Annotated in this window: 16 protein-coding genes; 12 read left to right on the forward strand and 4 right to left on the reverse strand. The window is 69.7% G+C overall.

Going from position 1 to position 21,747, the window contains the following annotated elements:
* The first annotated feature begins 7 nt into the window (after positions 1-7).
* From KMS84_RS09955 to KMS84_RS09965, 3 genes are all read left to right on the forward strand, one after another.
* Positions 8-1,090: an inositol-3-phosphate synthase gene (locus KMS84_RS09955; RefSeq protein WP_256915741.1), complete on the forward strand. Its 1,083-nt coding sequence runs from the start codon at positions 8-10 to the stop codon at positions 1,088-1,090.
* 94 nt (positions 1,091-1,184) lie between these two features.
* Complete coding sequence (locus KMS84_RS09960) at positions 1,185-2,459, forward strand: MFS transporter (protein WP_256915742.1); 1,275 nt, start codon at positions 1,185-1,187, stop codon at positions 2,457-2,459.
* A 110-nt stretch (positions 2,460-2,569) separates the two neighbouring features.
* Positions 2,570-3,085 carry an LppU/SCO3897 family protein gene (locus tag KMS84_RS09965; RefSeq protein WP_256915743.1) on the forward strand — a complete coding sequence of 172 codons (516 nt, stop codon included), beginning with the start codon at positions 2,570-2,572 and terminating at the stop codon, positions 3,083-3,085.
* A gap of 108 nt (positions 3,086-3,193) precedes the next feature.
* Here KMS84_RS09965 and KMS84_RS09970 read toward each other — a convergent pair whose 3' ends face one another.
* Positions 3,194-4,660, reverse strand: a complete 1,467-nt coding sequence (locus tag KMS84_RS09970) for a CCA tRNA nucleotidyltransferase (protein WP_256915744.1) — start codon at positions 4,658-4,660, stop codon at positions 3,194-3,196.
* Positions 4,661-4,916: 256 nt separating this feature from the next.
* Between KMS84_RS09970 and KMS84_RS09975 the strand changes: the two genes are divergently transcribed.
* From KMS84_RS09975 to trxA, 7 genes are all read left to right on the forward strand, one after another.
* Entirely contained in the window at positions 4,917-7,322 is a 2,406-nt protein-coding gene (locus KMS84_RS09975) for a DUF6049 family protein (protein ID WP_256915745.1), read from the forward strand.
* Positions 7,323-7,367: 45 nt separating this feature from the next.
* The gene (murJ, locus tag KMS84_RS09980) at positions 7,368-9,650 is read left to right on the forward strand and encodes a murein biosynthesis integral membrane protein MurJ (protein ID WP_256915746.1); all 2,283 of its coding nucleotides are present in this window, start codon (positions 7,368-7,370) and stop codon (positions 9,648-9,650) included.
* A gap of 192 nt (positions 9,651-9,842) precedes the next feature.
* On the forward strand, positions 9,843-11,558 hold the full coding sequence (locus KMS84_RS09985) for a protein kinase family protein (protein WP_256915747.1): 1,716 nt from the start codon (positions 9,843-9,845) through the stop codon (positions 11,556-11,558).
* Positions 11,559-11,584: 26 nt separating this feature from the next.
* Entirely contained in the window at positions 11,585-12,310 is a 726-nt protein-coding gene (gene sigM / locus KMS84_RS09990) for an RNA polymerase sigma factor SigM (RefSeq protein ID WP_256915748.1), read from the forward strand.
* A complete protein-coding gene (locus KMS84_RS09995; protein WP_256915749.1) occupies positions 12,307-13,233 on the forward strand; it encodes an anti-sigma factor family protein in 927 nt (308 codons plus the stop codon). Before sigM ends, KMS84_RS09995 begins: the two co-directional genes overlap by 4 nt.
* A gap of 178 nt (positions 13,234-13,411) precedes the next feature.
* Complete coding sequence (gene trxB / locus KMS84_RS10000) at positions 13,412-14,380, forward strand: thioredoxin-disulfide reductase (RefSeq protein ID WP_256915750.1); 969 nt, start codon at positions 13,412-13,414, stop codon at positions 14,378-14,380.
* A gap of 43 nt (positions 14,381-14,423) precedes the next feature.
* Positions 14,424-14,756, forward strand: coding sequence for a thioredoxin (trxA, locus tag KMS84_RS10005; RefSeq protein WP_256915751.1), 333 nt, complete (start codon positions 14,424-14,426; stop codon positions 14,754-14,756).
* A 113-nt stretch (positions 14,757-14,869) separates the two neighbouring features.
* Here the strand turns inward: trxA and KMS84_RS10010 are convergent, their stop codons facing one another.
* The 3 genes from KMS84_RS10010 to KMS84_RS10020 form a co-directional block, all read right to left on the reverse strand.
* On the reverse strand, positions 14,870-15,487 hold the full coding sequence (locus KMS84_RS10010) for a GNAT family N-acetyltransferase (RefSeq protein ID WP_256915752.1): 618 nt from the start codon (positions 15,485-15,487) through the stop codon (positions 14,870-14,872).
* Positions 15,488-15,814: 327 nt separating this feature from the next.
* Positions 15,815-16,915 carry a ParB/RepB/Spo0J family partition protein gene (locus KMS84_RS10015; protein ID WP_256915753.1) on the reverse strand — a complete coding sequence of 367 codons (1,101 nt, stop codon included), beginning with the start codon at positions 16,913-16,915 and terminating at the stop codon, positions 15,815-15,817.
* Positions 16,912-17,988, reverse strand: coding sequence for a ParA family protein (locus tag KMS84_RS10020; protein ID WP_285893354.1), 1,077 nt, complete (start codon positions 17,986-17,988; stop codon positions 16,912-16,914). The genes KMS84_RS10015 and KMS84_RS10020 overlap by 4 nt, the downstream gene beginning before the upstream one ends.
* Before the next feature lie 649 nt (positions 17,989-18,637).
* Here KMS84_RS10020 and KMS84_RS10025 point away from each other — a divergent pair.
* Both KMS84_RS10025 and KMS84_RS10030 read left to right on the forward strand, forming a co-directional pair.
* Complete coding sequence (locus KMS84_RS10025) at positions 18,638-19,048, forward strand: hypothetical protein (RefSeq protein WP_256915754.1); 411 nt, start codon at positions 18,638-18,640, stop codon at positions 19,046-19,048.
* Between the two features lie 103 nt (positions 19,049-19,151).
* The gene (locus KMS84_RS10030; RefSeq protein WP_256915755.1) at positions 19,152-21,671 is read left to right on the forward strand and encodes a hypothetical protein; all 2,520 of its coding nucleotides are present in this window, start codon (positions 19,152-19,154) and stop codon (positions 21,669-21,671) included.
* Positions 21,672-21,747: the final 76 nt, after the last annotated feature.

Consider the following 21,747-nt stretch of genomic DNA (forward strand, 5'->3'; position numbering starts at 1 on the left):
AACCGGAATGGGTTCGGTTCGCGTAGCCATCGTCGGCGTGGGCAACTGCGCGGCGTCACTGGTGCAGGGCGTCGAGTACTACAAGGACGCCGACCCGGCGACCAAGGTCCCGGGCCTGATGCACGTGCAGTTCGGGGACTACCACGTCGGTGACGTCGAGTTCGTCGCCGCCTTCGACGTCGACGCGAAGAAGGTCGGCCTCGACCTCTCGGACGCCATCGGTGCCAGCGAGAACAACACCATCAAGATCTGCGACGTCCCGAACAAGGGCGTCACGGTCCAGCGTGGTCACACCCTCGACGGTCTCGGCAAGTACTACCGCGAGACCATCGAGGAGTCCGCCGAGACGCCGGTCGACGTGGTGCAGGTCCTCAAGGACAAGCAGGTCGACGTTCTCGTCTGCTACCTGCCCGTCGGTTCCGAGGACGCGGCGAAGTTCTACGCCCAGGCCGCCATCGACGCCAAGGTCGCCTTCGTCAACGCCCTCCCGGTCTTCATCGCCGGCACCAAGGAGTGGGCGGACAAGTTCACCGAGGCGGGCGTCCCGATCGTCGGCGACGACATCAAGTCCCAGGTCGGCGCCACCATCACGCACCGTGTGATGGCGAAGCTGTTCGAAGACCGCGGTGTCCGTCTCGAGCGCACCATGCAGCTCAACGTCGGCGGCAACATGGACTTCAAGAACATGCTGGAGCGCGACCGCCTCGAGTCCAAGAAGATCTCGAAGACGCAGGCCGTCACCTCGCAGATCCCCGACCGCGACCTGGGCGAGAAGAACGTCCACATCGGTCCGTCGGACTACGTGGCCTGGCTGGACGACCGCAAGTGGGCGTACGTCCGTCTCGAGGGCCGTGCCTTCGGTGACGTTCCGCTGAACCTGGAGTACAAGCTCGAGGTCTGGGACTCCCCGAACTCCGCGGGTGTCATCATCGACGCCCTGCGCGCCGCGAAGATCGCCAAGGACCGCGGCATCGGCGGCCCCATCCTGTCGGCGTCGAGCTACTTCATGAAGTCCCCGCCGGTGCAGTACTTCGACGACGAGGCGTACGCCAACGTCGAGAAGTTCATCCGCGGCGAGGTCGAGCGCTAACCCGACCCGTACGGAAAATTCGCTCCTGCCAGGGCTGAGAAGGGTCCCCGGGTCCAGTGACCCGGGGACCCTTCCCGTATGTGAGGCTGTGCCCATGGCCGCCCGTGATCTGCGTGTTCTGCTGTGCCTGAGGAACTTCCGGCGCCTGCTCGCCGTTCGGCTGCTCTCCCAGTGCGCGGACGGCGTCTTCCAGGTCGCGCTCGCCACCTACGTGGTGTTCTCGCCGGAGAAGCAGACCTCGGCCACCGCGATCGCCTCGGCCATGGCGGTCCTGCTGCTGCCCTACTCGCTGGTCGGGCCCTTCGCCGGGGTTCTGCTGGACCGTTGGCGTCGCCGGCAGGTCCTCCTGCACGGCAATCTGCTGCGGGCCCTGCTGGCCTCGGTGACGGCTGTCCTGATGATCAGCCAGGTTCCCGACCAGCTCTTCTACGCCTCGGCGCTCTGCGTGACCGCGGTCAACCGCTTCGTCCTCGCCGGACTGTCGGCCGCTCTGCCGCGGGTGGTCGACGACCAGCGGCTGGTGACGGCCAACTCCCTTTCGCCGACGGCCGGGACGCTCGCGGCGGTCGCGGGCGGCGGTCTCGCCTTCGTCGTCCGGCTGCTGGTCGCGGACACCGACGCGGCCGTGGTGCTGCTGGCGTGCGCGTTGTATCTGTGCGCCGCGCTGGTGTCCCTGTCGATGGCCGTGGAGCTGCTCGGCCCCGATGACGTGCTCGGCAGGCCCGGGCTCCTGGCCGCTGTCCGGGGGACCGCCCGCGGCCTCTCGGCCGGCGTACGTCACCTCGCCGAACCCCGGCGCACGGAGGCCGCCTGGGCGCTCGGCGCGATCGCGTTGATGCGGTTCTGCTACGGCGCCCTGACCGTCATGGTGCTGATGCTGTGCCGGTACGCCTGGTCGTCCGACCCGGACGACGGGCTGGCGCTCCTGGGGGTGGCGGTGGGCGTCTCCGGCGCCGGCTTCTTCGTCGCGGCGGTGGTGACCCCGTGGGCGGCGGAGCGGCTCGGCCCGATCGGCTGGATCGCCGTCTGTGCCGCGGTCGCCGCGGTTCTGGAACTCGCCCTGATGCTTCCGTTCGCTCAGCTCACCACGTTCGTGGCCGCGTTCGTCCTGGGGCTGGTCACCCAGGGCGCGAAGATCGCGACCGACACCGTCGTCCAGTCCTGCGTGGCGGACGGCTTCCGCGGCCGGATCTTCTCGCTCTACGACGTCCTGTTCAACGTCGCGTTCGTCGGCGCGGCGGGTGTCGCCGCCCTGATGCTGCCCGCTGACGGACGCTCACCGGCCCTGGTGGTCACGGTCGCCGTTATTTACGGAGCAGTTGCTGGTGCTATGGCCCGCTTTGCACGAGGGAGAGTGTCACATCAATGACACAGACTCCCTCTCGGCTACAAGGTTGTCAGTGGGGCCCGGTAACTTACGTGCGTCTTACGTCGCGAGTGATTTCGCGCCACGTCCAAGTTTTCTAGGGGGACCCCCAAGTGTCGACTCCGCCGCCCCAGGGCCAGAACCCGTTCGCGCAGCCGGGCCAGCAGCCCTACGGCCAGCCCCAGGGTCAGGCTCCGTACCCGCCGCAGGGCGGCTACCCCCAGCAGCCCGGCCAGCCCGGCTACCCCACCGCTCCTTACGGCGGGGTCCCCCCGGAGCAGCCCCGCCGCAAGGTCAGCTTCAAGCTGATCAAGAACATCGTCATCGTGCTGGCCGTCGTCGGCGTGGGCATCGGCGCGTACATATCCAGCCAGGACGACGCCAACACGGCGGCGGTCGGCGACTGCATGCACCGCGGCAACAGCGACAACGACAACCCCGACCTCGAGGTCGTCAAGTGCGACTCCACGCAGGCGCAGTACATCGTGCTGGCCAAGGTCAAGGGCACGTACTCGCAGCTCACCGCCGACAGCAAGTGCCAGGCCGAAGCGAAGGACTTCCAGTACTCGTACACCGAGAGCGGTGACGGCGACAACTTCCTGCTCTGCCTGAAGGACTACAAGAAGTAAGGCAGACGCGAACAGGGGCGGTGTTTCACGTGAAACACCGCCCCTACGCATGTCCGGCCAGCCATGCGGGGGCTTGTTTCACGTGAAACATGCCCCCGTCGCACAGCCTCAGTTCTGCTCGGCCCACCACTCCTTGAGGGCCGCCACCGCCGCGTCGTACTCCATCGGTCCGTTCTCCAGCCGCAGTTCCAGCAGATGCTTGTACGCCTTGCCGATGGCAGGGCCGGGACTGACGCCCAGGATGTCCATGATCTGGTTGCCGTCCAGATCGGGACGGATCGCGTCCAGCTCCTCCCGCTCCTTCAGCTGCGAGATGCGCTCCTCCAGCCCGTCGTAAGCGCGGGAGAGCGTGGCGGCCTTGCGCTTGTTACGCGTCGTGCAGTCCGAGCGCGTCAGCTTGTGGAGCCGTTCGAGCAGTGGTCCCGCATCCCGTACATAACGGCGTACCGCGGAGTCGGTCCACTCACCCGTGCCGTACCCGTGGAAGCGCAGGTGGAGTTCGACCAGACGGGAGACGTCCTTCACCAGTTCGTTGGAGTACTTCAGGGCGGTCATCCGCTTCTTCGTCATCTTGGCGCCCACCACCTCGTGGTGGTGGAACGAGACGCGGCCGTCCTTCTCGAAGCGGCGGGTGCGCGGCTTGCCGATGTCGTGCAGCAGGGCGGCGAGCCGCAGGACGAGGTCCGGTCCTTCCTCCTCCAGCGCGATGGCCTGTTCGAGAACGATCAGGGTGTGCTCGTAGACGTCCTTGTGCCGGTGGTGCTCGTCGCTCTCCAGCCGCAGCGCCGGGAGCTCGGGCAGCACCCGCTCGGCGATGCCGGTGTCGACCAGCAGGGAGAGTCCCTTGCGCGGGTGAGAGGAGAGGATCAGCTTGTTCAGCTCGTCCCGGACCCGCTCGGCCGAGACGATCCCGATCCGGTCGGACATCTCCTTCATCGCCGTGACGACGTCCGGAGCGACCTCGAAATCGAGCTGGGCGGCGAAACGGGCGGCACGCATCATCCGCAGCGGGTCGTCGGAGAAGGACTCCTCCGGGGTGCCCGGGGTGCGCAGCACACGCGCCGCGAGGTCGTCGAGGCCCCCGTGCGGGTCGATGAACTCCTTCTCCGGAAGGGCCACGGCCATCGCGTTCACCGTGAAGTCCCGTCGCACGAGATCCTGCTCGATGCTGGCGCCGTAGGAGACCTCGGGCTTGCGCGAGGTGCGGTCGTACGCCTCCGAGCGGTAGGTCGTGACCTCGATCTGGAAGCACCGGTCGATGTCTCCGACCCGGGCCTCCTTCTGGACGCCGACGGTGCCGAAGGCGATCCCGACCTCCCACACGGAGTCCGCCCACGGCCGCACGATCTTCAGGACGTCCTCGGGCCGGGCGTCCGTCGTGAAGTCCAGGTCATTGCCGAGCCGGCCGAGCAGCGCGTCCCGGACCGAGCCACCGACCAGGGCGAGGGAGAACCCGGCCTCCTGAAAGCGGCGGGCAAGGTCGTCGGCGACAGGGGCGACCCGCAGCAGTTCACTCACCGCACGGTGCTGCACCTGGCTGAGGGCACTGAGATTGTCTTCATTGGCGTTCGGCACAACAAAAGAGGGTACGTGGCCGCGCCAACCGGAGCCGCCCCGTTAAATGACCTCGGACACTCCTGCCGACAGGCGGCAAGACGGGTTTTTGGCCGCTTGGGCACCGCTTCTCCTTATATGCACACATAGAGGACGAGTCGACCATCGTCCGCGATCTTGTGGAGCAGTCCGCGGCACTTCCCCTTAGCGCGCATCGTTACGATGCCTGGACGCACATTCCGACGACCACTGACGACGACGAGGGACGGGCGAACGCGTGGCCGAGGCGGCAGACTTTCCGGGGATGACTCCCTCACCTGCCCGCCGGTGGCTGCGGCGCACCGGAGCACTGCTCGCGGGAGCGCCCCTGCTGGCGGGTCTCCTCCAGCTGCCCGCCGCCCCCGCACAGGCCGCCGAACAGGCCGGTGTCAAGGAGGCCTCCGACGCGGGCACGGTCGCCGTCGCGGTCGACTCGCTCAGCCCCAGCGCCCCGGCCGACGGAGACACCCTGACGGTCTCGGGCACGGTCACCAACAACGGCAAGCAAGCGGTCACGGCCGCCCACGTGGATTTGCAGGTGGGGGACGCCCTCGCCACCCGCTCGGCGATCGACCGGGCCTCCAGGCGGGCGGGCTCCCTCCCCGCGGACGACGGCGTCACGGTCGGCGGCAAGTACGTCGCCAAGTTCGCCAAGCTCACGCCCGGCGTGGCCCAGCACTTCAGCATCTCCGTCCCCGTCGACAAGCTCGATCTCGGCAAGGCCGGCGTCTACCCGCTGGGGGTCTCCCTGTCCGGCGAGACGTCCGCGCAGCCGTGGGACCGGGTCCTGGGCGTACAGCGCACCTTCCTCCCGTGGCAGGACGGCGAGGCGGACACCAGGACGCCGACGACCGTGCTGTGGCCGCTGATGTCCACCGTGCACATGACGGCGGAGACCGGCTCGAACGCCCAGCAGACTCCCGTCTTCCTCAACGAGGACCTGGCCAAGGAGATCGCCCCGGGCGGCCGCCTGGACCAGATGCTGGCCCTCGGCAAGCAGCTCGACGTCACCTGGGTGATCGACCCGGACCTGCTGGCGTCCGTCGACGCCATGACCGGCAGCTACCGCATCCGGGGCGCGGGCGACACCACCACGGCCGGCACCCAGCAGGCGGTCGCCAAGCAGTGGCTCGACGAGCTCCAGAGCGCGGTCACGGGCAAGGAGGTCGTCGCGCTGCCCTTCGCCGACCCCGACCTGGCCTCGCTGGCGCACAACGGAACCGGCGTCGCCGGCTCCCTGAGCCAGCTCAAGGAAGCCACCGACGTCGCCGCCACCACGGTGGAGACGGTGCTCCACGTGACCCCGAGCACCGACTTCGCCTGGCCGGTGGACGGCGCCGTCGATCCGTCGATCGTCAAGGTCGCCACCTCCGCCGGCGCCGACAAGGTCATCGCCCGCGGTGACAGCCTCGCCGAGACCGGCGACCTCTCCTACACCCCCTCCGCGGCCCGCCCCATCGGCGGCGGCACCACGGCCGTGGTCGCGGACTCGTGGCTGTCCACGGTCTTCGAGGGCGACTTGACGAAGGCCTCGGCGTCCACCCTCGCCGTGCAGGAGTTCCTGGCGCAGAGCCTGGAACTGAACCTCCAGACGGACAAGCAGCGCAGCATCGTCGTCGCCCCCCAGCGCATGCCGACCGCGGACCAGGCCCGCACGCTCGCGCAGGCCGTCACGCAGCTCCAGGGCGGGACCTGGTCGCAGCCCCAGCAGCTCACCGCGGCCGCCAAGGCGAAGCCCGACCCGGCCGCCAACACGAAGGTGCCGTCCAGGGCGGACTATCCGGCGTCGCTGCGCAAGCGGGAGCTGCCCCGCTCCGCCTTCGAGGAGATCGCCGACACCCAGGACAAGCTCGACAACTTCAAGGTGATCCTCGCCAACGAGGCACGGGTCGTGACCCCCTTCGGGCGGGCCATAAACCGGGAGACGTCCACGTCCTGGCGGGGTCGCAGCGCCGCGGCGAGCGCGTTCCGCGCGAGCGTGCGGGCGTATCTGGACACACTGGCCGGGCAGGTCAAGCTGATCGACAAGTCGGAGACCAAGCTCTCCGGCCGCAGCGCCACGATCCCGGTGACGGTGCAGAACAACCTGGTGCAGGGAGTGGACCACCTGGTCCTGCGGCTCACCTCCACGAACCAGACGCGCCTGGAGATCTCCGGCGAGCCCTACGCGGAGCAGCGGATCACGGTCTCCGGCGGCCACACCACGACAGTGAAGTTCAGCACGTCCGCCAAGGTCAACGGCCAGACGACGGTGATCGCCCAGCTGTACACCGAGGACGGCCAGGAGTACGGGGCGCCGGTCACCTTCGACGTGAAGGTCACCGAGATCACCGCCACCGTGATGCTGGTCATCGGCGGCGGCGTGCTGCTCCTGGTGCTGGCCGGCTTCCGCATGTACACCCAGCGCAAGCGTGCCGCCGCCCGCCGGGCCGAAGAACCCGAGGACGCCGACGAGAACGACCCCGGCGAGGGCGACGAGCCCGCGGACGACCCGCAGGATCCCGCGGGGCCCCGGGACCGTCACAGTGGAGAGTCCGGCCCGTCGGCCGGGGCAGACGACCATGAGCAGGCGAGTGACGAGAGTCCGGACACCGAAGCGGAAAACGCAGACCCGTCCGGCACGGGTGAGAGAGTGGACCGTTGAGGATGTCGTGGCCGGTGGGCCCGGGACGATGAGGTGGGGTAAGCCATGAACGCGCCGTACGACGGTGACCGCGGCCGGGCCGCGGGCGGCTCGGGGCGCCCCGAGGGCCCGCCGCCCGAGCAGGGCCAGGTGCCGCCGCAGCACCCCGCGGACATGTATCTCCAGGACGCCTACGACCAGGACCCCTACCGGGCCCAGGACCTCACCGCGCAGGACCCGGTCGCCGAGGCGCTCTACGACCGCGCGGCGCACCCGCCGCCGCCCCCGGGCGCTCATGAGCCGTCTCAGCCCCTGTACGGCCGGCCGCCGCAGTCCCCGTACGCCCCCGACCCTCATGTGTGGGCCCAGACCCCCGCGCCCGAGCCGGAGGGCCCCACGCAGTACCTCCCGTACGGCGACGACCCCCGCACCACCCAGTTCGTGGGCGTGGACGACCTGGTCACGCACTCCGGCGAGCAGCAGCACCAGCCGGACGCCTTCGCCCACCTGTTCCGCGACCAGCAGCAGAGCGCCCCCCGGCCGTCGGCGGAGTCGGCGGCCGTGCCCGGTCCGGCCCAGCCGCCGGGAGCGCACGGAGCGCCGCAGCAGTACCAGGCTCCGGTGGCCGCCACGCCCGCCGACGACCAGACCATGAACCTCACCGCCACGCCCGACGCGGCGCCGCCCCCGGCCGCCGCTCCGCCCGCGCCCAAGAAGGGCGGGCGCGCGTCCGGGCTGCTGAAGTCCAGCGCCGTCATGGCGGCGGGCACGATGGTCTCCCGTCTGACGGGCTTCGTCCGTTCCGCGCTGATCGTCTCCGCGCTGGGCGTGGGCCTGCTCGGCGACACCTTCCAGGTGGCCTACCAGCTGCCGACGATGATCTACATCCTGACCGTCGGCGGCGGACTCAACTCCGTCTTCGTGCCGCAGCTCGTGCGCGCCATGAAGGAGGACGAGGACGGCGGCGAGGCCTACGCCAACCGTCTGCTCACCCTCGTCATGGTGGCGCTGGGCCTGCTCACGGTCGCCGCGATCGCCGCGGCCCCCGTCCTGATCCGCCTCCTGTCGGACTCGGTCGCCAGCAACCCGGCGGCCAACGACGTCGGCGTCACGTTCGTCCGCTACTTCCTGCCCTCGATCTTCTTCATGGGCGTCCACGTGGTGATGGGTCAGATCCTCAACGCGCGCGGAAAGTTCGGCGCGATGATGTGGACCCCCGTCCTGAACAACATCGTCATCATCGTGACGCTGGGCATGTTCATCTGGGTCTACGGCACCGCCGCCGACTCCGGCATGAAGGTCACGAGCATCCCGCCGGAGGGTGAGCGGCTCCTCGGCATCGGGATCCTGCTCGGCCTGGTCGTGCAGGCCCTCGCGATGATCCCGTACCTGCGCGAGACCGGGTTCCGGCTGCGGCTGCGCTTCGACTGGCGGGGCCACGGCCTGGGCAAGGCCGCGACGCTCGCCAAGTGGACCGTCCTGTTCGTCCTGGCCAACCAGGCCGGCGCGCTCGTCGTGACCCAGCTGTCCACGTCGGCCGGCAAGGACTCGCCGGTCGACGGCACGGGCTTCGCCGCCTACGCCAACGCCCAGCTGATCTGGGGCCTGCCGCAGGCCATCATCACCGTCTCCCTGATGGCCGCGCTGCTGCCCCGCATCTCGCGCTCGGCCGCCGAGGGCGACGGCGGCGCGGTCCGCGACGACATCTCCCAGGGCCTGCGCACCACGGCCGTGGCGATCGTGCCGATCGCCTTCGGCTTCCTCGCCCTCGGCATCCCGATGTGCACGCTGATCTTCGGTTCCTCGGGCACCGGCGAGGCCACGAACATGGGCTTCATGCTGATGGCCTTCGGCCTCGGCCTGATCCCCTACTCCGTGCAGTACGTCGTCCTGCGCGCCTTCTACGCCTACGAAGACACCCGCACCCCCTTCTACAACACGGTCATCGTGGCCGCGGTCAACGCGGGCGCCTCGGCGGTCTGCTACTTCGTCCTGCCCGCCCGCTGGGCCGTGGTCGGCATGGCGGCCTCCTACGGTCTCGCGTACGCCATCGGCGTCGGCGTCGCCTGGAACCGGCTCCGCAAGCGGCTCGACGGCGACCTCGACGGCTCCCACGTCCTGCGCACGTACGCCCGTCTGTGCATCGCCTCCGTGCCCGCCGCCCTGATCAGCGGCGCGGCCTGCTACGGCATCGGACACAGCCTGGGCCAGGGCGTTCTCGGCTCCTTCGCCGCGCTGCTGGCCGGCGGGGCGCTTCTGCTGGGCGTCTTCTTCCTCGCCGCCCGCAGAATGCGCATCGAGGAGCTCAACTCGCTGGTCGGCATGGTCCGCGGCCGCCTGGGGCGCTAGAGATCACCGGCGGACCAGGTCCGAGAAAGGAGCGCCGCCTGTTGAACGAAGGTGAGCGAGGGGCAGTCGCACAACCATCGTTCGCCGCCGTGTGTCGTGCATAGCGGCGGACTGTGGGCACAATTGGGTTCGGCGTCGGACGGCGCGCACGAGGTCGCACGGCGCGCACTGAATGGGGAGGCAGGAACGACGGTGGCGGAACGGAGCACAGCTGCCGTCGACGTGGCAGACAACAGCGGTGACGAACCGCTGACCGCACAAGCGGACCAGTCCACGGCCGACGGGGTGGTCAAGAACCGGGAGCAGGACACGGACACCGACGAGGCACAGGGGAGTGGCGGGACGGAACGTCCCGGGAAGGCCTCACCGCCGGAACTGCACAGCGGCCACAAGCTCGCCAGACGCTACCGTCTCGAAGAGTGCGTCACCCGTCTGGACGGTTTCAGCAGTTGGCGGGCCGTCGACGAGAAACTCCGCCGTGCCGTGGGCGTGCATGTCCTGCCCGCGGACCACACCCGGGCCCGCTCGGTACTGGCCGCGGCGCGCTCCTCGGCGCTGCTCGGTGATCCCCGGTTCGTCCAGGTGCTGGACGCCGTCGAGGAGAACGACCTCGTCTACGTCGTCCACGAGTGGCTGCCCGACGCCACCGAGCTGACCGCCTTGCTCGCACCCGGTCCGCTGGAGCCGCACGACGCCTACCAGATGGTCAGTCAGATCGCCTCCGCCATGGCCGCGGCCCACCGGGAGGGCCTGGCGCATCTGCGGCTCAACCCCAACGCCGTGCTGCGGACCTCCTCGGGGCAGTGGCGCATCCGCGGCCTCGCCGTGAACGCCGCCCTGCGCGGCATCTCCACCGACGTCCCGCAGCGCACCGACACCGAGGCGATCGGCGCGCTGCTGTACGCGGCGCTCACCCAGCGCTGGCCGTACGAGAACGACGCCTACGGCCTGTCCGGGCTGCCGAAGGACGTCGGGCTGATCGCCCCCGACCAGGTGCGCGCCGGCGTCCATCGGGGCCTGTCGGAGCTGTCCATGCGCGCGCTGGTCAACGACGGCGCGACCGCCTCCCGGCACGAGGCCGCCTGCACCACGCCGGAAGAGCTGGTGAAGGCCATCGGTGAGATGCCGCGCATCAGGCCGCCGGAGCCCTCGTTCACCGCGCCTCCGGAGTACCAGCGCACCACGTACCAGCAGGGCACCTACGGTCGGCCGGCGCCTCACCCGGGCGCCACGCAGGCCGTGCCGACGCCTCCGCCGCCGCTGCAGAGCCGTACCGGCAGGGCCCTGAAGTGGGCGGTCTCCGCCCTCCTCATCGCCGCGCTCGGCCTCGGCAGCTGGCAGCTCGCGGACGCCCTGATGGACCGGAGCAACTCCGACGACCCCAACCAGACGCAGACGACGGACGAGGGCGACAAGAACAGCGCGGTGCCCAAGCCCGTCCGGCCCCTGAAGATCGTCGACGCCGCCGAGTACTACCCGGACGGCAATGCACAGCACCCCGATGATGCCAAGCTCACCTACGACGGCAACGGCGACACGTACTGGCGCTCGCGCTCCTTCGACGCGGGGCCCCGTCTCGCGCCGTACAAGCAGGGCGTGGGCATCGTCTACGACCTGGGCTCGGAGCAGACCGTCTCGACGGCGTCGATAGGGCTCTACTACGAGGGCGCGTACACCGCCGCGTCGCTGTACGCGGCCGACTCGCTGTCGTCCTCGGCGCCCCTGGAGTCCATGAAGAAGATCGCCGGGGCCCGGACGTCGGGCGGAGAACTCAAGATCTCCGCCAAAACACCGGTGAAGACGCGGTACGTTCTCCTCTGGATCACCGCCGCGCCGCACGCGCCGGGCGACCAGTACAGCGACCCCGGATATAAGCAGGCCGTCACCGATGTGAAGTTCACGGGCTGACGTCTCACCGGAGGGGGAGGAGGCCCATGACGGACGACGCCGCGCACGAGGCGGTGAGCGACCAGGACCTCCTCACCCGCCACGTCGAGGGTGACCCCGACGCCTTCGGTGAGCTCGTGCGACGTCACCGCGACCGGCTGTGGGCGGTGGCCCTGCGCACGCTGGGAGACCGCGAGGAAGCCGCTGACGCCGTCCAGGACGCCCTCGTCTCCGCCTACCGGGCCGCCCACACCTTCCGCGGCCAGTCCGCCGTCACGACCTGGCTGCATCGCATCACGGTGAACGCGTGCCTGGACCGGGCCCGCAAGGCAGCCTCCCGCAAGACCTCTCCGGTCGACGACACCGAGCGTCTGGAGAAGCTCCTCGAACCTCACGAGTCGGCGGCCGCGCCGGCAGAACGCAATGACGTGCACCGCCAGCTCCTCGAAGCGCTGGGCACACTCCCGCCCGACCAACGGGCCGCTCTCGTCCTCGTGGACATGCAGGGCTATCCGGTCGCCGAGGCCGCCCGCGTGCTCGACGTCCCGACCGGGACGGTGAAGAGCCGCTGTGCCCGGGGCAGAGCCAAACTGCTGCCCCTGCTCACCCACCTGCGGCCCGAAGGTTCGGGGGACGCAAGACAAGGCGGCACAGGACGGAACCGAGCGCAGGAGCCATCCGTCCCACCGGCAGCGGGCCTTCGAAGCGAGGGACCGGACAACGCCGGGACAGGCGATTCAGCTGCTGTGAAGGGCGGAGGTGGGCGAGCGTGACATCGACGACGGACATGACCGGGCACCCGGACGTCACGGAGATCTCCGACCTCACCGAGGGTCTGCTCACCCCCGAACGAAGCGTGACCGTACGTCGCCATCTGGATGCCTGCGACCTGTGCGCCGACGTCCACGCCTCGCTGGAGGAGATCCGCGGCCTGCTGTGCGACCTTCCCGGCCCACCCCGCATGCCGGACGATGTCGCCCGCCGCATCGACGCAGCACTGGCGGCCGAGGCCTTGCTGAACGCCACGGCGCCGGACAGTGAGAGCGCCCGCGAGGCCGTCGCCGCAGACGCCGCCGACACCGACGAGACCGCTGCCTCCGATGAGACCGCTGTTTCACGTGAAACAGCGACGATTGCGGAGCGACCCTCAGGACGGCCCCGCGCCACCACCACCGGGCCGGGGCGCAAGAATCGCCAGACCCGAAGGCCGGGCAACCGCCGCAAGGTGGCGGTTCTCGGTGCGGTCTTCACCGCTGCGGCACTGGGACTCGGCTCGGTCCTGGTGTCCTCCCTCACGGGCGGCGGGACCTCCGGCAGTGCCGCCCACCAGTCCACGGCGCCTGACACCTTCTCCGCGAGCAGACTGGAGAGCCAGGTCACCGATCTCCTGGCCAAGGCCGGCGGCTCTCGTTCGCCGTCCAGCATGGGCGTCAAGGGCGGAGCCGACAGTCAGACACCGAAGATCCTGCGGCAGCCCACGGTCCCCCCTTGCGTGCAGAAGGGCATCAAACGCGACGAAGCCGCCCTCGCCACGGAACCGGGCAGGTACAAGGGGACGGACGCCGTGCTGGTCGTGCTGCCCGGCGCCAAGGACAGCACGCGGGTCGACGCCTACATCATGGACACGGCCTGTGTGGATCATCCGTCGTCGGGTCCGGCCAGGGTTCTGCTGACGACCTCGTACGCCCGCCGCTGACGCAGCCGGGCTTCACCCCGTTCTCCCGCGGTCCCCACGTGGCGTCCCACACGACGTCCCCCCTTCGTGTGCCCGGACACAGCGGGAATGTACGCCCCTTAGGATCCGTTGGGTGGGGTGAGAGTCCGAAGAGGCTCCCCCGGTCGACCGACGCTGTCCAGAGACGAGGAAACAAGCCGTGAGCGACGTCCGTAACGTGATCATCATCGGCTCCGGGCCCGCCGGCTACACCGCGGCCCTCTACACCGCGCGCGCCTCGCTGAAGCCGCTGGTGTTCGAAGGCGCCGTCACCGCGGGCGGCGCACTGATGAACACCACCGAGGTCGAGAACTTCCCCGGCTTCCAGGACGGCATCATGGGCCCCGAGCTCATGGACAACATGCGCGCCCAGGCCGAGCGTTTCGGCGCCGAGCTGATCCCGGACGACATCGTCTCCGTCGACCTCAGCGGTGAGATCAAGACCGTCACGGACACCGCCGGCACGGTCCACCGCGCCAAGGCCGTCATCGTGACCACCGGATCCCAGCACCGCAAGCTCGGTCTGCCGAACGAGGACGCCCTCTCCGGCCGCGGAGTCTCCTGGTGTGCCACCTGTGACGGCTTCTTCTTCAAGGACCAGGACATCGCCGTCATCGGTGGCGGTGACACCGCCATGGAGGAGGCCACCTTCCTCTCCCGGTTCGCCAAGTCCGTGACGATCGTCCACCGCCGGGACACCCTGCGCGCCTCCAAGGCGATGCAGGAGCGCGCCTTCGCCGACCCGAAGATCAAGTTCATCTGGGACAGCGAGGTCGCGGAGATCCAGGGCGACCCGAAGCTGGCCGGACTGAAGCTGCGCAACCTCAAGACCGGTGAGCTCTCGGACCTGCCGGTCACCGGCCTGTTCATCGCGATCGGCCACGACCCGCGCACCGAGCTCTTCAAGGGGCAGCTCGACCTCGACGAGGAGGGTTACCTGAAGGTCGCCGCGCCCTCCACCCGGACGAACGTGACCGGCGTCTTCGCCGCCGGCGACGTGGTGGACCACACCTACCGTCAGGCCATCACCGCGGCCGGCACCGGCTGCTCCTCCGCTCTCGACGCCGAGCGCTACCTCGCCGCCCTCGCGGACGAGGAGCAGGCCGAGCCCGAGAAGACCTCCGTCTGACCCCCTCTCTCCCGCCCCACGCACAAGAATGAAGGAGCCCCCTGTGGCCGGCACCCTGAAGAATGTGACCGACGCCGACTTCGAAGAGGTCGTCCTCAAGAGCGACAAGCCCGTCCTGGTGGACTTCTGGGCCGAGTGGTGCGGCCCGTGCCGTCAGCTCGCGCCGTCCCTCGAGGCCATCGCCGCCGAGCACGGCGAGAAGATCGAGATCGTCAAGCTGAACATCGACGAGAACCCGAACACGGCCGCCAAGTACGGCGTCATGTCGATCCCGACCCTGAACGTGTACCAGGGCGGCGAGGTCGCCAAGACGATCGTCGGCGCCAAGCCGAAGGCCGCGCTCGTCCGCGACCTGGAGACCTTCATCTCCGAGTGACGCGATGAGCCGTCCCGCCGACGGCCGATGTTTCACGTGAAACAGTGAAGGGCCGGTCCCCACGGACCGGCCCTTCACTGTGTCTATGGCGAGGACCGCCAGAGCGAAGACGTTCAGAGCGGACGCAACACCGGCTCCTTCTGGACTGCTCCCAGCAGGCGGTCGAGCGCCATCTCCACGTCTTCCTTCCACGAGAGCGTGCTCCTCAGCTCCAGTCTCAGCCGAGGGTGGGAGGGATGCGGGCGGACGGTCTTGAAGCCCACGGCCAGCAGATGATCGGCGGGGAGCAGACAGGCCGGTTCCTTCCAGCGGGTGTCGCCGAACGCCTCGATGGCCTTGAAGCCTCGCCTCAGCAGATCCTTGGCGACCGTCTGAACCATCACCCGCCCGAGCCCCTGCCCCTGATAGCCCGGCATGATGAACGCCGTCATGAGCTGCACGGCGTCCGGTGACACCGGGCTGGTGGGGAATGCCGTCGAGCGGGGGACGTAGGCGGGCGGGGCGTAGAGCACATGGCCCACCGGGACGTCGTCCACGTAGACGACTCGGCCGCACGATCCCCAGTCCAACAGGACGGCGGAGATCCAGGCCTCCTTCTCCAGAGCGGTCGTCCCTGCCTTCAGCGCGGCTTCGCCGCTGACGGGATCGAGCTCCCAGAAGACGCACGAGCGACACCGCTGGGGAAGGTCCGGGAGGTTGTCCAGCGTGAGCGGTACGAGCCGACGCCCCATGAAGGCTGTTCCTCGCTTCCTTCGCCCGCTCCACCGCGAGCTGCCGTCAGAGCGCTCCGTTCCCTGAGGAGACTGCCGACGAACCCGCCGACCACGCCCAGCCCCAGTCCGGCGCTCACCAGTCCGGTCCGGCTCATCGTTCGCATGGCACCCGCCTCCCGCTCCGAGGTACTGCCAGGTGGACGCGCCAAAGCCTTATCGCATCGTATCCACGATGCGATGCCCTCGACAGCGCCTGCAAGCAAAGAGCGGGCCGTGTCCGGTGGGTACCGGACACGGCCCGCTCTGCACAGCTCCCGGACGACACGGGAGCCGCCGAGCCCGGGCTCAGTCTTCCGCTTCTTCGGTGTCGCCCTCTGCGAGGCCCTTCGGCAGGACCGGGCCCTCACCAGGAGCCAGCGTGCCGAGAATGCGCTCCAGGTCCTCCATCGAGGCGAACTCGACGGTGATCTTGCCCTTCTTCTGTCCGAGGTCGACCTTCACCCGCGTTTCGAAACGGTCCGAGAGCCGCGTCGCGAGGTCGGTCAACGCCGGGGAGACCCGGCCGCCGGCACGCGGCCCCTTGGCCCGCTGAGCCGCCTGCGGACGCGACCCCATGAGGGTCACGATCTCCTCGACGGCCCGCACCGACAGTCCCTCGGCCACGATGCGGTGGGCGAGACGATCCTGTTCCTCGGAGTCGTCGACGGAGAGCAGCGCCCGTGCGTGACCGGCCGAGAGCACACCCGCCGCGACCCGACGCTGGACCGCCGGTGAGAGCTTCAGCAGACGCAGCGTGTTGGAGACCTGCGGGCGGGACCGACCGATACGGTCCGCCAGCTGGTCGTGCGTGCAGTTGAAGTCCTTCAGCAACTGGTCGTAGGCGGCTGCCTCTTCCAGCGGATTGAGCTGGGCCCGGTGCAGGTTCTCCAGCAGAGCGTCCAGGAGGAGCTTCTCGTCGTCCGTGGCGCGCACGATCGCCGGGATCGCCTCCAGCCCCGCCATACGGCAGGCCCGCCAGCGCCGCTCGCCCATGATGAGCTCATAGCGTGCAGAGTCGACCTGACGCACCACGACCGGTTGCAGAAGGCCGACCTCCTTGATGGAGGTGATCAGCTCGTGCAGGGCGTCGTCGTCGAAGACCTCACGCGGCTGGCGCGGGTTCGGCGTGATCTGGTCGAGGGGAATCTCCGCGAAGTGAGCGCCGATGGGCGGTGCCGGCATCTCCAGGAGATCACTCGCCGGAAGCTCCTCTGTTTCACGTGAAACAGTCGGGAGCGTGGCGACCTTGGCTGCTGCCACTCCTCTGTCCGTCGTCAGGACCGGAACGGAAGCGGGCGACGTGGAGCCTCCGCCTCCCACCGCGGCCTGTGCCGGTGTCCTCTCCGTCGGGGCAGCTGGGATCAAGGCCCCAAGGCCACGGCCCAACCCCCTCCGTCGCTCACTCATTGGGTCCCCTCCACCATGCTCGGGTTGTTCTGGGCGCCGACATGGGCGTGCGGGGCGTCATAACTGACACCGACGCCCTTCAGCGCAAGTTCTCGTGCAGCCTCAAGATAGGAGAGGGCGCCACTCGATCCCGGATCGTAGGTCAGCACCGTCTGCCCGTAGCTCGGCGCTTCGGAGATACGGACCGAGCGAGGAATGCTCGTCCGCAGCACCTCTTCGCCGAAGTGGGTGCGCACCTCTTCCGCGACCTGCGACGCGAGCCGCGTCCGGCCGTCGTACATGGTGAGCAGGATCGTCGACACGTGCAGCTCGGGGTTGAGGTGGCCCCGCACCAGGTCGACGTTGCGCAACAACTGTCCCAGCCCTTCGAGTGCGTAGTACTCGCACTGGATCGGGATCAGGACTTCGGCACCGGCCACCAGAGCGTTGACCGTCAGGAGGCCGAGCGACGGCGGGCAGTCGATGAGGATGTAGTCCAAGGGCTGTTCGTACGCCTGAATCGCTCTCTGCAAGCGACTCTCTCGTGCCACCAGGGACACCAGCTCGATCTCCGCACCCGCGAGATCGATGGTCGCCGGAGCGCAGAAAAGGCCTTCTACGTCAGGCACGGGCTGTACGACTTCGGCGAGGGGACGGCTGTCGACCAGCACGTCATAGATGGACGGCACCTCGGCGTGGTGGTCGATTCCCAGGGCCGTGGACGCGTTGCCCTGCGGGTCGAGGTCGACCACCAGGACACGACCGCCATGCAGAGCAAGGGAGGCGGCGAGGTTGACCGTCGTCGTCGTCTTGCCCACCCCGCCCTTCTGGTTGGCGACCACGATCACACGGGTGTGCTCGGGACGTGGCAGGCCCTCGCCGGCGCGGCCCAGAGCCTCCACCGCGAGTTGGGCAGCACGACCGATCGGAGTGTCGTCCATCGGGGGCGGTGTTTCACGTGAAACATCCTCCCCAAACGACGACTCGGTACGGGGACCGGGGACCGGATCGGTCATCGGTCCCGCGATGTTGGCGTCGGACCGCAAGGATTCACTCTCCTCGACTTCAGGCTCGCAATGAACAGAGCCTCCCATGTCTTCGGGGTGGTGAACCAGTGAGGCCTGTCGTTCTGTGGAGAAATCCACCTCTGTGGACAACTCCCGTCCCTCATCGAGTGAACCGAGGGGCTTGCGGTCGCGCGGCTCGGCAGCAGCGCGGCCGCGGCTGATGATGCCGTGGAGCAGGGAGCGACGTTTCACGTGAAACACGATGCACGGCAGCCAGGTTGCCGGTCGCGCGACACCCCGGTATGCGCACGTTTGGCTTCTTGGATGGGATATGCCCCCAAGGCTGACGGCAGCCCAGCGAACACCTCACGAGCAGAACGACCAACGGGTGTCATACATCACAGCCATCCATGGCTGAAAGGACGGCCGCTGCGCAGGCGACTACAAAGCCAGTCGTTCACACCCCCTCTCCCGGCACAGCTCAATTCACCGGAATTCGCAGTCCCCGATCACCCGATTCACGGACGGACCGGCGACGCCGAGGATCCAAACCCTCCGGGAGGACCTTGACCCAAAACCACCCACACGATCCTGGACATCGGGCCCCACCTGGGCAAAAAGCCCTTGATCCCCTCCTCTCCGCCACGGCAACGTGTGGCTGCCACGCCCTGCGGAAGTCGCACATATCCGCCATTGCGGGGTCATCTTGCAATTCGCGTAAGACAGGGGATTCCATATGTTCCGTTCGAAAACTCTCGCCAAAGGCGCCGCGGTCGCCGCATTCTCCGCAGCCCTTCTGGGCGCCTCCCCGGCTTTCGGTGACGCCGGCGAGAACGTGACCTCCTCGTACGGCTTCACCCGAGCCGACGGCGTGAGGATCACGTGGGTGTCCGCCTGGAGCTACCAGAGCTCTGGCAACAAGACCGTCTCCGTGAAGGACGGCTACGGCGACAGCCACTCCGTCTACACGCTGTACGACCGGAAGAACACCACGGGTCTGCGGCTGGACAACGACAACGGTGCGGGCAGCACGGTCACCAGCGGCTCCTCCGCCACCAACTACGTCGTCAAGGTGACGGCGTGCATCGACATCCAGGCGGCTCCCGACCAGTGCGGCCCGGACGACCGCCCGGGCGACGGCCGCTGATGCCCCGGTGCCGCGGGGGACTTCCCCCGCGGCACATCGGCGCCCCGCGCCAGCCCTTGCCGTACTCCCGCCGGCACGCCGAAGCCAGAACACCGAGGGTCCCGTGAGCACTATCAGGAGCCAGTCCGCAGACGGCGACACCAGGCACACGCTCGTCGAGTCCACGGCGACCGGCGGGGCGGACCGTGCGGGCCCGCCCGGTCGGCAGCCCGGCCCCGCACGCACGGTCAGCGGTGCGGAAGCCCAGGGGCCAAGGTTCGTCGCGCTGCTGCTCGCCGCTCTGGTCATCGCCCTCGGTCTGAGCGCCATGGCGGGCGTCCACGCCGCGTACCAGGGCAAGGAACAGCACCGCCAGGACCGAACCCCCGTGCCGCAGGCCGCCGGGAACCCTCAGCACAGCGCGACGCGTTGGCTCGTCGGCTCCGACACCCTGAAGGGCGAACGCCGCTTCAGCGTCGTCTACCTGACCCCGCACACGGCGGACGCACCGTTGCCTCCCGGCCTGCGCCACTGGCCCGCTCCCGGAGAAGCCGTGCTGTCCCCCGCCCTCCTGAAGGCCGGCGCGGGCGAGGACATCGAGCGTCGTTACGGCCGACTGGGGGGAACCATCGGCCAGGAGGGTCTGGAGGACCCCGGTGAGTGGCTCGCCTATGTGCGGCCCGCGGCCGGCCTGGGCGCCAAGCAGCCGACCGAGATCGTCACCGGTTTCGGCCCGTCGGCGGGGAAGACCTCGCGGGGCCTCGAGCCCGGCTCCGGCCGGGCCGACGACCAGCCCGAGGCCCTGTTCCTGGCCGCCGTCGCCGGCTTGCTCCTGCTGCCCGGCGTGGTGCTGCTGCTCATGGCCGTACGGCTCGGGGCGTCCACGCGAAAGAGCGGCCCCGACACCGGGGCCGGCCCCGGTGAGGCCACCAGCGTACGGGCCCGGTCGGCCGCCGCCGGAGTGATACGACCCGCTCTGCTGGGCGCCGTCGTCGCCGCCCTGCCCGTCGCCGCCGCCCTGCTGGGGGACGTCCGTCTGCCCTGCACCGACTATCTCCTCTCCTCCGCGGACCTGCGCAGCCACGCGTGGCTGGTCACGCTCGGACCGCTCGCCGCGGTGCCTGCCGTGCTGGTCACGGCCGTCCTGGCCGACCGGATCCCGTTCCGCCCGACCTCCGCTCGGAAGCTGCGTTCCTGGCTCGGCGAGCGGGTGACCCAGTGGGCGGGACTGTGCCCGCTGATGATCGTGCTCACCCTGCGCGGGCCGGAGCTGGTCTCCGACGCCCGGCTGCGCATGGGCATCGTCGGGGCGGGCGTGATCGGGACCGCTCTCACTCTGCCCGCCGTCGCGGCGTGGGCTTCGGCCAAGCTCGGCCCACGGCTCGTGCGCCGTGGACACCGGCGAGGGCGCCCCGGGGTCGTGGCGGCCGGGCGGCTGGCCACGGCGCACCCGGGGACCCCCGTCCGGGTGGTCGCACCGGTGGTCGTCGCGCTCATCGCGCTCGTCCAGGCCGTCGCCTGGCAGGGACTGTTCGGCTGGCAGAACACCGAGGGACGGGCGACTTTCGACCGGGTCGGACGCAGCGTGGTCGACGTCGTCCCGAACGGCGAGGTGACCACGGGGCAGATGGCTTCGTTCCTGGGTGGGCTCCCGCACTCCAGGGCGGTGCTGCTCGCACCTCCGTCCGGCGATCCCGAAGGCCCGCTCTCCCTCCAGGGCGACTGTGCCGCCCTGGAGACACTGCACCTGCCGTGTCCGGCCGCGCCCGTCCGCCTGGACCGCCTGCCCGTGGACACCCGCCTTCAGGAACTGGTCAAGTGGCACCTGGGGAACAGCCCCGACGTGGAGATCTCCCGGGTCGCCCCGGCTGACCTGGCCAAACGTGCGGCACAGGACACCACCAGCACCCTCGCGCTGCTGGACCCGCGCGGCCAGGACCTGGACGTGCCCGCGCTCAAGGCCCTCGGTTACGGGATCTTCCCGCGCGGGGCAGGGGTGAAGGCCCTCGGCGAGGACAACATCACGGCCGACGTCCCCAACCGGGACCAGAGCCGCTGGGTCGTGCTGCTCGGGATCGTGGGCATCGCCGTGATGTCCGTGGCCGCCGGGTGCACCGCCGTGAGCCTGTTCCTGCGCCGCGCCCGGTCGCTGGCGGCGCGGTCGAGGCCGGCCGACCGCACCCGTGCCCTGCGGGGCGCGGCGCTGTGGTCGGTGACGGTCCCGCTGGCCGCCGGCGGGGTCGCCGGCCCGCCGGTGGCCGCCTGGCTCACCGCGCCGGTCGGCGACGGAGGCCCGTCCTACGTCACCGTCGGACTGCTGGCATCGAGCGGCGGCGTGGTCGTGGCCGTCGGTCTCCTGGCGGGGCTGTGCTCGATGTTGATCGCGACCCGGCGGGCGCGGGGATGGGCCCTCGCGGCCGACGCGGATCACGCGGATCGCTCCGCAGAGTCGACCACGCAGGATTCCACCCGTGCCGAGCCGCCCCACGACGAGCCGGCCTTCGCTGAACGGCCCCCGGACGCGCGAACCGCGGACGCAGGGACTGCGGACGCACGGACCGCAAACGCACGGACCGCGGACGAGCGAACCACGGTCGCGCGGACCGCCGACAGACGCGCCGCCGGGGAGCCGTCCGCCCGGTGACCAGGCACCCGGGCGGACGGCCGGAGCACCTATGGCGCAGCACAGGACGGGTCGCCCGACAACCAGCTGGGCGCTG

The sequence above is a fragment of the Streptomyces hilarionis genome, from assembly GCF_024539675.1.
In the GTDB taxonomy this organism is placed as follows: Bacteria; Actinomycetota; Actinomycetes; order Streptomycetales; family Streptomycetaceae; genus Streptomyces; species Streptomyces hilarionis.